The sequence below is a fragment of the Schinkia azotoformans LMG 9581 genome (assembly GCF_000307855.1).
Classification (GTDB): Bacteria; Bacillota; Bacilli; order Bacillales; family Bacillaceae_J; genus Schinkia; species Schinkia azotoformans.
The window spans coordinates 35,482-48,646 of the sequence record NZ_AJLR01000046.1 but is presented as its reverse complement, the minus strand read 5'-3'; the positions used below and the strand labels follow the sequence as shown (position 1 = coordinate 48,646).

General features: G+C 37.5%; 16 protein-coding genes. 4 read left to right on the top strand and 12 right to left on the bottom strand.

The window, feature by feature from the left end; translation table 11 throughout:
* Nucleotides 1–92: 92 nt before the first annotated feature.
* The 3 genes from thrB to yutH form a co-directional block, all read right to left on the bottom strand.
* The gene (gene thrB, locus BAZO_RS08455) at nt 93–1,010 is read right to left on the bottom strand and encodes a homoserine kinase (RefSeq protein WP_003330995.1); all 918 of its coding nucleotides are present in this window, start codon (nt 1,008–1,010) and stop codon (nt 93–95) included.
* A gap of 66 nt (nt 1,011–1,076) precedes the next feature.
* Nucleotides 1,077–2,378 (bottom strand): homoserine dehydrogenase, encoded by a 1,302-nt coding sequence (locus tag BAZO_RS08450; RefSeq protein WP_003330994.1) that lies wholly within the window; start codon nt 2,376–2,378, stop codon nt 1,077–1,079.
* A gap of 155 nt (nt 2,379–2,533) precedes the next feature.
* Nucleotides 2,534–3,544 carry a spore coat putative kinase YutH gene (yutH, locus tag BAZO_RS08445; RefSeq protein ID WP_003330993.1) on the bottom strand — a complete coding sequence of 337 codons (1,011 nt, stop codon included), beginning with the start codon at nt 3,542–3,544 and terminating at the stop codon, nt 2,534–2,536.
* Between the two features lie 150 nt (nt 3,545–3,694).
* On the opposite strand from yutH, the gene BAZO_RS08440 reads away from it, so the two are divergent.
* Nucleotides 3,695–4,195, top strand: coding sequence for a phosphatidylglycerophosphatase A family protein (locus BAZO_RS08440; protein WP_003330992.1), 501 nt, complete (start codon nt 3,695–3,697; stop codon nt 4,193–4,195).
* A 66-nt stretch (nt 4,196–4,261) separates the two neighbouring features.
* On the opposite strand, the gene BAZO_RS08435 is transcribed toward BAZO_RS08440, so the two are convergent.
* From BAZO_RS08435 to BAZO_RS08425, 3 genes are all read right to left on the bottom strand, one after another.
* Nucleotides 4,262–5,032, bottom strand: a complete 771-nt coding sequence (locus tag BAZO_RS08435) for a TIGR01457 family HAD-type hydrolase (protein ID WP_003330991.1) — start codon at nt 5,030–5,032, stop codon at nt 4,262–4,264.
* A gap of 145 nt (nt 5,033–5,177) precedes the next feature.
* On the bottom strand, nt 5,178–5,804 hold the full coding sequence (locus BAZO_RS08430; RefSeq protein ID WP_003330990.1) for a helix-turn-helix transcriptional regulator: 627 nt from the start codon (nt 5,802–5,804) through the stop codon (nt 5,178–5,180).
* A 92-nt stretch (nt 5,805–5,896) separates the two neighbouring features.
* Complete coding sequence (locus BAZO_RS08425; protein ID WP_003330989.1) at nt 5,897–6,334, bottom strand: DUF86 domain-containing protein; 438 nt, start codon at nt 6,332–6,334, stop codon at nt 5,897–5,899.
* A gap of 159 nt (nt 6,335–6,493) precedes the next feature.
* Between BAZO_RS08425 and BAZO_RS08420 the strand changes: the two genes are divergently transcribed.
* The gene (locus BAZO_RS08420; protein WP_003330988.1) at nt 6,494–6,781 is read left to right on the top strand and encodes a DUF3055 domain-containing protein; all 288 of its coding nucleotides are present in this window, start codon (nt 6,494–6,496) and stop codon (nt 6,779–6,781) included.
* Between the two features lie 145 nt (nt 6,782–6,926).
* Nucleotides 6,927–7,163 (top strand): hypothetical protein, encoded by a 237-nt coding sequence (locus tag BAZO_RS08415; RefSeq protein ID WP_051015788.1) that lies wholly within the window; start codon nt 6,927–6,929, stop codon nt 7,161–7,163.
* A gap of 261 nt (nt 7,164–7,424) precedes the next feature.
* On the opposite strand, the gene BAZO_RS08410 is transcribed toward BAZO_RS08415, so the two are convergent.
* Both BAZO_RS08410 and lipA read right to left on the bottom strand, forming a co-directional pair.
* Entirely contained in the window at nt 7,425–7,697 is a 273-nt protein-coding gene (locus BAZO_RS08410) for a YutD family protein (RefSeq protein ID WP_003330987.1), read from the bottom strand.
* A 33-nt stretch (nt 7,698–7,730) separates the two neighbouring features.
* Complete coding sequence (gene lipA / locus BAZO_RS08405; RefSeq protein WP_003330986.1) at nt 7,731–8,636, bottom strand: lipoyl synthase; 906 nt, start codon at nt 8,634–8,636, stop codon at nt 7,731–7,733.
* 160 nt (nt 8,637–8,796) lie between these two features.
* On the opposite strand from lipA, the gene BAZO_RS08400 reads away from it, so the two are divergent.
* A complete protein-coding gene (locus tag BAZO_RS08400; RefSeq protein ID WP_003330985.1) occupies nt 8,797–9,798 on the top strand; it encodes a M23 family metallopeptidase in 1,002 nt (333 codons plus the stop codon).
* Between the two features lie 72 nt (nt 9,799–9,870).
* Here BAZO_RS08400 and yunB read toward each other — a convergent pair whose 3' ends face one another.
* The 4 genes from yunB to BAZO_RS08380 form a co-directional block, all read right to left on the bottom strand.
* On the bottom strand, nt 9,871–10,617 hold the full coding sequence (gene yunB, locus BAZO_RS08395; RefSeq protein WP_003330984.1) for a sporulation protein YunB: 747 nt from the start codon (nt 10,615–10,617) through the stop codon (nt 9,871–9,873).
* A 23-nt stretch (nt 10,618–10,640) separates the two neighbouring features.
* On the bottom strand, nt 10,641–11,765 hold the full coding sequence (locus tag BAZO_RS08390; protein WP_003330983.1) for an HD-GYP domain-containing protein: 1,125 nt from the start codon (nt 11,763–11,765) through the stop codon (nt 10,641–10,643).
* Between the two features lie 157 nt (nt 11,766–11,922).
* Nucleotides 11,923–12,225 (bottom strand): YunC family protein, encoded by a 303-nt coding sequence (locus BAZO_RS08385; RefSeq protein WP_003330982.1) that lies wholly within the window; start codon nt 12,223–12,225, stop codon nt 11,923–11,925.
* 79 nt (nt 12,226–12,304) lie between these two features.
* Nucleotides 12,305–13,117, bottom strand: a complete 813-nt coding sequence (locus BAZO_RS08380; protein ID WP_003330981.1) for a sulfite exporter TauE/SafE family protein — start codon at nt 13,115–13,117, stop codon at nt 12,305–12,307.
* Nucleotides 13,118–13,165 lie beyond the last annotated feature (48 nt).

The window sequence follows — 13,165 nt, the reverse complement described above, 5'->3', positions numbered from 1 at the left end:
TAGTTGACTTATCGTAGGGAGGAGACCTGAAGTTTGCTAGGCGATAGGCGCTGGAGCTAGACAATGATGCACAACATCAAAAGAAAAAGCTGTCATTTGACAGCTTTTTCTTTTTTTTCTATAGACAAACCAGATTGGTCCACTTTCAATGTCTCAATTCTTGCAGTTGGGAACTTTTCTTGAAGGTGCTTCTGTATAGATTCACCTTTGCCCTTTGGTGCAAAGCAAATAATGGTCGGTCCTGCACCGCTAAGCGCTACACCATAGGCGCCCAATTCATCCGCCAATGAAAACACCATTCCGAGCTCCGGTATGAGTTCACCACGGTAAGGCTGGTGGAATAAATCTTTCACCATCATTTTCCCTGCCAGCTCCCAATTGGATGTTAACAATGCTGCTACAAGCACATTACTAATGCCACTTGCGAACACGGCTGTTTTAAACTCCATTGTTTCCGGGAGTACACTCCGTGCTTTTTTGGTCTCAAGTTCATAGGCTGGAATATAGACAACCATATCGATGTCAGGAAAGCCCGCATGAACCATATCTGTTCCATCTTCACGATGGCTGCCGATGATAAGACCGCCATATAAGGATGCTGCTACATTATCCAAATGACCTTCGATATTGCTTGCTCTTCTTAACTTTTCTTCAGCGGACAAATCAAGATTCAGAATTTGGTTTGCAAGTTCAATTCCGGCAACAATGGCTGCCGCACTGCTGCCGAGTCCCCTTGATAGTGGAATATCACTCGTAACTTCAACTCTGTGTGGTGGAAGTTCAAAGCCATAATCATCAGCCACAGAGGTAGCAACTTTATACATTAAATTTTCTTTTCCTTCTGGAAGTCCAGTAAGTTCTTCTGATTTAGAAATGAATTTCCATTCATCACTTGGTGTTACATCTAAAACTAAATAACGATTTACAGCCATGCCAACTGAGTCAAAGCCAGGCCCTAGATTAGCAGTACTGCCAGGAGTAGTTATTCTAAAAGCCTTATTATTTACCATTAAGTTACAGCTCCTTGGATATGTTCATCAGATAAATTTTTAAGAAAGTAAGATGTGTTGCTGGCATTAAAGTACTTCTTCCCCTTCAACTCGATAGCTGCTCTTTACACCACGGACAACTTCTAATGTATTTAGTTTTTCCATAATTTCATTATAAGCTTGCTTATTAGCGTGATGTGTGATGATAACAATTTCTGCTACACCTTTCGTTTTTAAAGGTAATTGCAAAATTTTCTCAAAACTAACATTATAGCTTGAAAATAATGATGTAATCGCCGCAAAAGCCCCTGGGCGATCCTGCACATGGATACGCAAGAAATATTTCGATAAAATTTCTTCATCAGATTTCAGGCTTTTTTTAAATTGTGGTGCAACATATTTGCTTCCATTTACACCTAAAAGCATATTCTTCATTACTTCAACTAGATCCGATACGATTGATGTAGCAGTTGGAAATCTACCTGCACCTGGTCCGTAGAACATCGTTTCACCAACGGCTTCACCGCAAACATAAACAGCATTATAGACATCATTAACAGTTGCGAGCGGATGATTATTAGGCAATAATGTCGGCTGAACACTAACCTCAACCTTATCCTCTTCACGATCGGCAATACCAATTAATTTCATTGTATAGCCGAGACGTTTACTGTAGTCTAAATCTTCTTCTGTTATGCTTGAAATACCGCTGACTTTTACGTCATCCAAATCGATCTGCATGGAAAATCCTAAAGTAGCGAGAATTGCCATTTTTCTTGCCGCATCGAGACCTTCAACATCTGCTGTTGGATCTGATTCTGCATAGCCCAACTCTTGAGCCTCTTTTAATACTTCACCGTACGGACGGCCTTCCTGTGACATTTTAGTAAGGATGTAGTTGGTTGTTCCATTTACAATCCCCATCATTTTCGTAATCCGGTCTGATGCAAGGCCGTCTACTAAACTACGAATTATCGGAATTCCGCCCGCAACACTAGCTTCAAAAAATAAGTCGCAGCCATTTTCAGAAGCAATTTGTAATAGCTCTGCCCCGTAAAGTGCCATTAAATCTTTGTTCGCTGTTACAACATGTTTTTTATTCTGTAGTGCTTTAACCACGTAGTTTCTAGTATCTTCAATACCACCCATTACTTCAACAACAATATCGATATTCGGATTTTCAATGACTTCATTCGGATCTGTTGTTAATTTAGATGGATCAATTTCAATATCACGCTGTTTATCCAAATTTTTTACTACAATTTTTGTAATTTCAACCGGACATCCGATTTGATGAATTAATTTATCCTGATGGCGCTCAACGATTTGAACAACACCGCTTCCTACAGTTCCTAATCCTAGCAATCCGATAGAAATTGATTTAATCATATTATTTTCACCCTTCCCACATGTCTACATACACGATACATCTGTTTTTGTCATACGGACATTATAGATGGAATTACCTTTCAATACAAGAGTTGTTTTTACTTAATTTTTGGACAACAGCTTTTCCTTACTTTTATAATATTAACATAATTCAATTAACCTTTTATACCCTGAAGCCATTCTATTTCAGGAATTTGCAAATTTCTCGATGAAACCCCACCAAAATTTTTAGAAAATGTACTTAAAAATCGTTCATAGTCCTCTGCTTGATCTAATACTCTAAAAAATTGTTTTTCATATTTCATTTTTCTTTTTTCCGTAGATGCTGAATAATATCCCTCAACTGCCTCAAAATAGGAGAGTGGAAATAATAACCTGCCAAATAATAATCGACAGCTTACTGTTGATAATGGCATAATCCGCTCGTATTGATTTAAAAAGCTGCTTATTTCCTGCATGTCTGCACCTGTTACGTACTTGGATCGAATCCATTCTGCAAGATCACGTGTTGGATGATCAAAAATTAGGTCAGTTGGGAAAATGACTCTGTCTGGATCGGTTTGCGGTTTATATTTCACATAACAAATCGTACCTATTTGTGCCTCCTTGCGAGCGTCCTCCCACATACAGTCGGCAACATATTGGATCGCATTTTCAGATACACCAAGATAGTATGGAAAGGTTTCAAAAAATAATTTCTCAAAACGATTTTCCGGGAGTCCTTGAATCCTTTGGCCCCACCATTCTTCCAACTGATCAAGGCGATTTTCCCACATTGTTTTCCATAGACCTAGACGTGTCGCTATTTGTGGTGGATATGGGTAATAACGCCCCAGCTGATGTAATCTGGCTAAATCCCCGCCATCACCGAAAAGTCTTCTCCGATGATTTATATCAGGAAGCTTAAAAAGAGCGATGCTTTCACCATTAATATAACCAATCAACTCTTTTGTAACGGTCGGGACAAAATTGGCTATTCTATCTTCTTTTTGAAATTGCAAATAATCGCTTATTTGCTTCAGTTCCAATAATTCCTCCCGTTCTATTTCAGGAATCGGAACGATCACATACAAACTGCCATTTTCGTGAAAAGCTTGAAAGTTTTTATACTTAATTAATTGAGAGCTATTCAATCGATATTGTTCATATAGATCTCTTTCGATCATTTCCAAGCACCCCTTTCTAATACCTTATTAATATGTATGTAGGCTTACCCGTAAGTATAAATTGTTGCTCATTGGAAAAATTAAGAAGTATATAATGAACATAAAAAGCAAAATGAACGTATATTATGATAAGAAAAGGTGAAAAACATGATGAAGGATGAAAAACACATGGACCCTATTGAAAAACGTGCAAGGGAGCTATTAAAGGAACGCGGAGTCGAACTTAAAGATATCGCCGATTTAGTATATTATTTACAAAATAAATATCACGAGAATTTAAAAATAGAAGAGTGCTTAGCGAACATAGAACGTGTTTTATCAAAACGCGAGGTTCAAAATGCGATCATAACGGGAATTGAATTAGATATATTGGCAGAGAAAAAGCTAATTTCAGAGCCGTTATTAACTACATTATTAAATGATGAAGGTCTTTACGGGGTAGACGAAATCATTGCATTTTCCATTATTAATGTCTACGGATCAATCGGATTTACGAACTATGGGTACATTGATAAGCAGAAGCCGGGAATATTAGAAAAAATTAATGAGCACCATGAGGGTGTCTGCAATACATTTTTGGACGATATTGTTGGTGCCATTGCAGCGGCGGCCTCAAGCCGGTTAGCACACCGAGCTAAAAATGTGGAGTAAAACGAAAAGCCGAAGCGCCCATTTAGCGAAGTTTACGAGTCGCTGGGCGCTGAGGCTAGACAGCTTTTATATTTTATCAATCCATGCGGATAAAGAGTCGACTACATAGGTTGGCTGGGCTTCATATTCGGTCAATTTTTCTTTGGAGGTCACCCCTGTATGGACGAGCAATGTATCTATACCTGCACTCATGCCGGCCGCAATATCGGTATCATAATTATCACCAACCATTAAAGTTTCTTCCTTATTTGCACCGAGGACGCGCAGAGCCTGCTCCATGATAATTGATTCAGGTTTTCCGATAAAGATCGGGTTCACTCCAGTAGAAACCGAAAAAACAGAGGTTAAGGCGCCATTTCCAGGCAGTAATCCTCTTTCTGTTGGAATCGCGATATCTGCGTTCGTTGACAAAAAAGTAGCTCCATTTCTAATCCCCAAGCAGCCTTTTGCCAATTTTTCATACGTAAGATCCCTGTCAATTCCAACGACAACGTAATCCGGGTTTTCTTCAATAAAGGTGAACTGTTTTTCCTGAAGGGCATGCTGCAGACCTTCTTCACCAATCATATAAATAGCGGCATCTTTCTTCTGATCTGCAATGTAATTAGCAGCAGCCATACTAGATGTAAAAACGAGCTCTGGTGTTGCAGGAATATCAAAGGATATTAATTTTTCGGCTATTTGGTCTGGTCGCCGCGATGAATTATTCGTTACGAACAAATAACGTATGTTCTTTTTTTGTATCGCTTTAACAAAATGTACAGCTTCTTCAATCCGTTCTGCTCCACGGTACATGGTGCCATCAAGGTCAATTAAATAAGCATTATACTTTTTCAAAAAATCACTCCTAACACAAATTATTATATAATGTTTGAATACAAAAGCAAAAAGAGACTGTCCCAAAGGTATCCATGTCTGCTGGACACTCTTAAGACAGCCTCTTTTTAATCTGCCGAAGGCTTTAACTTTGAATAAAGTTAAATCATTTCTTAATATGATATTGACAAGCTCCATCGCCATCACTTAAGCATGCATGTCTGACAATTTTGTCAGTGCCAAGAACTTCTTTAAATAATTCAAGCTCACGATGGCATGCAGATTGATATTTATTGGCTACTAAAGCTATTGGACAATTATGCTCGGACATTTCAAAACTTCCATCTTCATTTTGTTCGATATCAGCCATATAGCCGTTGTCATTTTGAATTTGAACAAGAGTTTGAAGTCTTTCTTCCAATGATTTACCTTCCATCCGCTTCATAAGGGTCACTTTCATCCGATCCTTACGTCGTTCAAACAGTTGATCGACCATTTCTTGTCCGTTTAATTCTTCAATATCAGCGATGAATTCTAGAATGATATTCTTATAGTTTCGTGGGAAGAGTTCTTCTCCAGCTTCTGAAAGTTGATAAATGTTTAAAGGACGTCCCATTGCTTGTCGAACAAGAATAGTTTCAACATAGCGGTCCTTTTCTAACGTATTTAAATGTCTCCGAACAGCCATCTCAGTAATTTGCAATTGATTAGCCATTTCAGTTACTGTCATACGTTTATTCAATTTTAACATTGTTAATATTTCATCTCTTGTTGAAGACGTATTACTAGTCATTATAGATCACCACCCTTGAATTCATTATAGCTTACTTTTCGACATTTTTAAACTTCTATATTTATATAATATTGAATACTTTGTTAACATTTTTATGCTTTAAAGGCGTTTATTGGTCCTAATTCATTTTCAAGGTAGATGCGGACCTGATTAGGAAATTGTTCAATTTTTACAATATTTTCTTTTAAGCTCTGTAAAATTTGATCATGATCAATATCTAAATAATTTTGAATCAGGATTTTACGAAAAGCAACGACTGCTTTTAATGGAACTTCATCCTCGGCTTTCACTACTTTTTCATCTAATAAAATATCAATGATATCCTCGTAGCTGCCTGGGTCTCTCATAATAAATCCATCAATTAATGTATTACCAACATCCAAAATTGACTCAATTAAAATATGCACAACTCGCTCAAGGGCAAGCTTTTCAAGGGGGCCATCCCAATTTGAATTTTCCTTTAAAATAGCAATATTTTTTTCAATATGTTGCAATAACTGTTCGAGAAATTCACGATCTACAAAATACAACGCAATACACCTCTTAAAAATTATTTGTTTTTTATAGGTTTACCATTTTACTACACCTAATTTATCGTAATGTATATTTTATTGTAGCATTATTTCAACTAATTTTCGACAAGAGATGGTTGTTGTTGTAAAATAAAGCACAGTAAGCTAAGAATCAAAATGGAGGGGATTATCATTACAGATTTTTTCTATCTATATGATGATACTGAAGAAACTAAAACGCGATTTATAAGTTTTATGGGATCTAAACAACGATTTGATTTGGCTGTCATTCAAACAGACCGTTTTTACGGAAAAAATATAGTTCTTGATATTCAAAGCCATCGTTTTGCGATTATCGGGAAGGATGATTTAGACGAACCGGGGTATCTTGAACATATTTACAATTTAGATGAAGAGGATGCAGCTGAGCTTCATCATTTTCTAAAGCAAATCACTTCAGTATAACTAGTACAGTAAATTGGATTAAGTTTCACCACATGAAACCATCTTTTATAGACCATTCTATCTATAGGAGGTGGTTTCTTTGGGTTTTTGGAAGAAAAAAGGTACAGAACGTGAGCAATATACGGATTTTTCTAATGTTGAAACGATGAGGAATTTTTTGACTGCAGAAGAATTTCCAGATGGGGCCTATGGTTGTCCAATTAGGCAGGATGAGCCGGTAGAACTGAAAAGTACTCCTTGGGAAGAAGGACAGCGTAGATATAGTGCTTTCAACTATGAATTCAAATCGATGCATCAAGATTCTCCAAGGCAATATCCCGGTGCCCATCCACCGCATGATGATCCAGATACAGATCACGAGCTGCCATATACAACACCGTAAATGTATTATCAAGTTGGAGTGGTATTCCACAAGCCGAATCTCGCTTCCAATTGTGATCGGACAATACAAAAGTAATTGCAAGAAAGCAAGCCTCTAAGCTAACCCGAATGAACATCTGGGTATTTCAGGAAGTGAGACTACATTCGGGTTTTAACGCTTAGAGACTTGTGGTTTGTATAAAATCATTAATTTATCACGTTGTCCGATCAAGATCGGTCGCAATATCCGACTTATGAAATACAGAATATTTAGGTGTAATTATTACTTTTTTAATTTTTTTATAACAAAATACGCACAGCCAAAATTGCAATACTCATACAGATACTCGGACAGTGTACTAATTTTCGTATCTGGTGCTGCCTTTTGATTGGAATCATCAAAAAATCCTTTTAAACGCAATTGATTATAACCCCAATCACCAACAATATAATCATATTTATTTAAAATATCACTGTAACGTTCTTTGATCGCATCTTCATTAAATCCATTTCGGTAATCCTCTACGAGCTCATATTGTACCCCGTTGATTAACATCCTCTCACCTCTTATCCCTTATTTCACCATATCTCAGGCATAGTTTTCTTTATTTTCAGCATTTTTAGCAGCTGCTTCTACCTGCTCATCGGCATGATAAGATGACCTTACAAGCGGCCCGGCTTCGCAATGCTTGAAGCCTTTTTCAAAAGCAGTCTTTTTCAACTCGGTAAATTCATTCGGATGATAATATTTTTCCACCGACAGATGCTTTTTCGTCGGCTGCAGGTATTGACCAATCGTCAAAATATCAACATCATGTACCCGTAAATCCGTCATGGCTTCGATGATTTCTTCCGTTGTTTCCCCTAATCCGATCATAATGCTCGATTTCGTTGGAACACTCGGTTGAAATTGTTTGGCATTATAAAGGAATTTCAAAGACTGGTCATATTTCGCTTTCGAACGAACTCGATCAGAAAGTCTTCGAACTGTTTCAATATTATGGTTTAAAATATCCGGCTTGGCGTCCATTAAAAGCTTTAAGCTTTCGATATTTCCCCCTAAATCTGACGGCAAAACTTCGATTGAAGTTAATGGCGAACTTTTTCGTATTTCCCTTATAGTTTCAGCAAAAATGAATGCACCGCCGTCATTTAAATCATCCCGGGCAACGGCTGTGATGACAACATGCTTTAAATTCATCGCTTTCACTGATTCAGCAACCCGTTTTGGTTCTTCCAAGTCCGTTTCTGTTGGAAGACCTGTTTTAACCGCACAGAATCGACATGCCCTTGTGCACACATCACCAAGGATCATAAAGGTCGCTGTTCTTCTTTCGCCCCAGCATTCGTGGATATTCGGGCATTTTGCCTCTTCACAAACTGTATGTAATTCTTTATTCCGCATTAATTTTTTTAATTCTGTATAGTTTTCATTTGTATTTAACTTAATTTTTAGCCATTCAGGTTTTCTATTAGGAACATGATTGTCTTTCACTTACATCACTCCAAACGATAGATTGTATAGTGTTCAATTTACCATAATGCACTCACCTTTTCTACTTTTCGAATATTTGACTCCATTTTCCACCTATTAATTTTTGGTTTTTTTGCAAACTATAAATAGTAATTCATTTGCGAAAGGGGAATTTGACGTTGTGAAGCGGACTGTCATTTTTATACTCTTACTTTTATTTTGCCTGAGTATAGATCCAGACCTTACAAAAGCAAATACACAAAAGAAACCCGAAGATATTTATAACGAAAGATTAGCCTTATATAAAAAAGTAGAAGCCATCACGCAAATCCCTTGGTACTACTTAGGTGCCATCGACCAATATGAACGGAGCACCCGGCGTGCTCGAAAGGATATCCCTAAGGAACAAGGGTTTATTGGAATATATTTTTCTCCACGACAATGGGCTGGCCCTCTAAACCCAGAATTAAATGATACGAACGCAAAGACAATTCAGTTTTTCGGAGGCATTGGCTTGGATGGAAATGGAGATGGATTAGCAGACCAAAATGATGACGAGGATGTTTTATTTACATTTGCCAATTATATAGCTGACTTTGGTTTTGATAAAAAGAATATAAAAATTGCGCTTTGGGAGTATTACAAACGAGACAAAGCTGTCGGTATTATCATAAACAATGCTCTTTTATTTGAAAAATACGGTTTAGACATTGTGGATAAACATGCTTTTCCGGTACCATTAAGATGGAATTATTCCTACCGAAGCACATGGGGCGACAGAAGAGGATGGGGCGGCATTCGCATCCATGAAGGCACTGACATTTTTGCCGGGTACGGGACCCCTGTCCGGTCTACAAGTTATGGTGTCATTGAGCTAAAAGGCTGGAATAAATACGGCGGCTGGAGAGTCGGTATTCGTGATCTAAATAATAATTATCACTACTATGCTCATTTATCCGGTTTTGAGGGTAAATTAAAGCCTGGCCAATTAGTTGAAGCCGGCGAAGTGATTGGCTACGTTGGAAGTTCCGGCTATGGCCCTCCAGGTACATCTGGAAAGTTCCCGCCACATTTGCATTACGGAATCTATAAAGATAACGGCATGACAGAATGGTCCTTTGATCCGTATCCTTCGTTGCGTAACTGGGAGAGACAGGAAAGACAGCAAAGGAAGAAGAAATAAATTAATATTAGAATAAAATAGGGGCTGCCGCAATTCTTTTGCGGTCAGCCGTCCCCAAAAATTACTATAATATTAAGGCAGCGGTGCTTCTATCGAGGGTTCTCCTCCTTCACCACTATTGTAGAAGTACGGTACTTCTCCGTTGATATTTCGTATATCTATTGGAATATTTGTTGAAACGGTTATCATATTTGATTTAAATGGAATTATCACTTGAATTTTTACGATTACATTAACGAATAGTTTTATTAAGACATTATTAATTCCATATTCAGTCATTTCATTTTTTACATCTGTATTTACTTCACCAACCATTGAAAACCGAACTGGGATCTTTGGACCTAAGTTTGCCAATAACACATTTCCAGTTGCTTGACCCAATGGAATTTCTGCAATTATCCCTTTTTGATCCATTGTTATATGTTCCCCCGTTAAACGAGACGGAGGAATTTCTCCTCTTTCAATTGCATGCAAATAATCTTGCACTACTTGTGTTGATTCCCATAAAAAATTTCTTATTTGCGCCGTATCCCATCCGATAGTTGAGACTCTGCCGTCCTCTGATTTCTCGATAATGACTAAATCCTCAATTTGCTTATCACTCTCTGCAATTTTTTCTCTTAATGCTTCGTTAATGGCTAACGTTGCAAATTGCTCTGCCTTGCTTTCAGCAATACTCATTAACGTCGGTTCAATGCCTTTATTTATAATCCATAACCCTTGAAAAGTAAAAAGGGTAAAGATAACAAACGTTATAATAAATACAGTTTTAGTAGGTAAGGGTCCTCTCCTAGGAAAACGCCGCCTGAATTTAGCCAAAAAAATCCCCCCTTAACAACAATCTATGTTTGTTTAGGCGGGACTATTTCATTTTTTCCTAATAAGGTTGTATCTGTTTCAACAATAACAACGGAGAGTTCTTTCAGTAAGTCTAATTCGTATGGTGTTTGCACACGGGCTCCATGATCTTCAATAATTCTAATCACCGGTCTTTCGCTTGTGCCGGTGTTTTGTCTAATAACAATCCCTTTTCGGCCATCATTTAGGTGAACTGATAACCCTGTTGGATAGGCGGCAATGGATCTCCGAAAGGCTTCAATCATAGTTAAATCAAATTTCGTCCCTGCACCTGCATATAAAATTTCCAGACCCTCATGTGGAAGCAATGCTTGACGATAAACTCGATTGGATGTTACAGCGTCATATACATCCGTAATCGCTAGAATACGGCTATAATAATGAATATCTTCCCCGACTAATGACCTTGGGTATCCACTTCCATCCATCCGCTCATGATGCTGGTATGCACAGTGAGCAGCAACTAACGGCAAATTAGGAATATTCCTCAAAATATTAAAGCCATCTTCAGCATGCTTCTGTATAACGTAAAATTCCTCATTTGTTAATTTCCCGGGTTTCGTCAAAATATCATATGGAACGAGCATCTTTCCCACATCATGAAGCATGGCTCCCATTCCAAGCTCTTCTAGCTTCCGCTCTGGCAGCTTCAGTTCTACACCGAGTGCAAGGCTATAAATCGTAACATTCAATGAATGTGTGAATATGTAATGATCATAAGCTGATACTTCAGATAATAACGAAATGACATCTGTATGATTTTTTATTTGATTCAAAATATCTTGAACTACAAACGAAAACTTTTTACCAAGCTGTTCGAAAAGAAATACATTTGAAAGCGATTTTCCACTTTTTACAACTTCAAATGTCTGTTCAATTGTCTGAAATGCTTCTTTCTTAGTTTTTTCTGAGATTGGTGATTTTAGCTCGATATCATTTGTAAAAGGGTCGCTTATGTAAACATACGTTATTCCTAACTCAATGAGACGATCAATTATTCGAGGAGTTAGCGGTACTCCCTCACCTACCAAAACCTGCCCTTTTCCATTATAGATAGGTTTGGCGAGTGTCATATTCCTTTGTAATGACTTTGTTGATAATAATCTCATAAAACTACCATACCCCTATCTAACTAAAAAATAATCAATACTACTTCTCACTGATTATTATCATACCAAAATTTAGTCGGAAGAAATAGAATTTTATCGAATTTTGCTGAAAACAAAAAGTGTCTGGATACAGACTCAGACACTTCAGTCAAGCATTTCAGATCATTTTAAGCAAAGCATCCTTGCCTTGCATTCCCACTGTAATACCGCGATTTTCAGCTTCGATCGTAACAGATTCGAGAGGTGCTTCTAGCAGTTGTTCAATCGTCCGAACCCCTACTGCTCTCCCTGCAATAATTCCTCTCTCCTTCAGCTTTTCATTTAATAAAGCTACATCTAAAGCACCGCACATAATATATCCTTTATCACTTGTCACCGCCATAAAATTTGTTTTCGGCAGCGCAATTGTAATAGCTGTAAATTGGTGATCATTTATGAAAATAGGCTCCGTTTTAATCATCCAAATACCACATCCTTTCCATAATCAATTTATGATCATTTGAAGAATTGGTATGGGTGTCTGTCCTTTTTTTCAAGGATTATAAAATTAAACGGATGCCAATCAAAATTAAAGTAACACGTAAAACTTTAACCAATGTTTCAGCTTTTAAATGTTGATTAATAATCGCTCCTAATTTTGCTCCAATCCATGCGCCCGGAATTAAGGCAATCGCGATCAGCCAGTCTATATTCCCAAGCGTAAAATGGGTATATGAACTGACTGTTGAAGAAAGAAAAATAAGAAACATTGATGTTGCAATTGCAATATGCGCAGGAAATCTGAATATTAACAGCATGGCCGGAACCATTAATGAGCCACCACCAATTCCAAATATTCCTCCTAGAAAACCAACGACGAAAGATATAAAAATTCCAAAAAAGATATTAAAGCTATATGTATCTGTATTCCCTTTTACATCCACATTCGTTCTACTAATCCTAAAGCGGCTCGTAGAAGCGGAAACAGGCTTCAATTTCCCCCGAATCATTAAAGTAAACGAAATAAATATCATAAAAAGTCCAAAATAAAGACTAAACTCTTCCGCATTTAAATATTTGTTCGTCATCGCCCCAATTATTGACCCTGGAGCACTCCCAATAAAAAAGAGTAAGCCACTGATATAATCGACTGTTTTATGCTTCATAAACATTAACGTCGACGATAAACCGGTAAAAATAATAACTAACGAAGAGGTTCCAACCGTAATTTGCGGCGTTACATTGCTAATCCAGTCTGTATAGGTGCCAAGAAACAATAGCGATGGCACAATAATGATGCCTCCACCTAAACCAATTAAACTCCCAACAACCCCTGAAAACAAACCAAGAAAAAACAAAATAATCCATTCCATCATACTTCACCACCTATTACCTTATGAATATAACAAGACTCGAGGCTA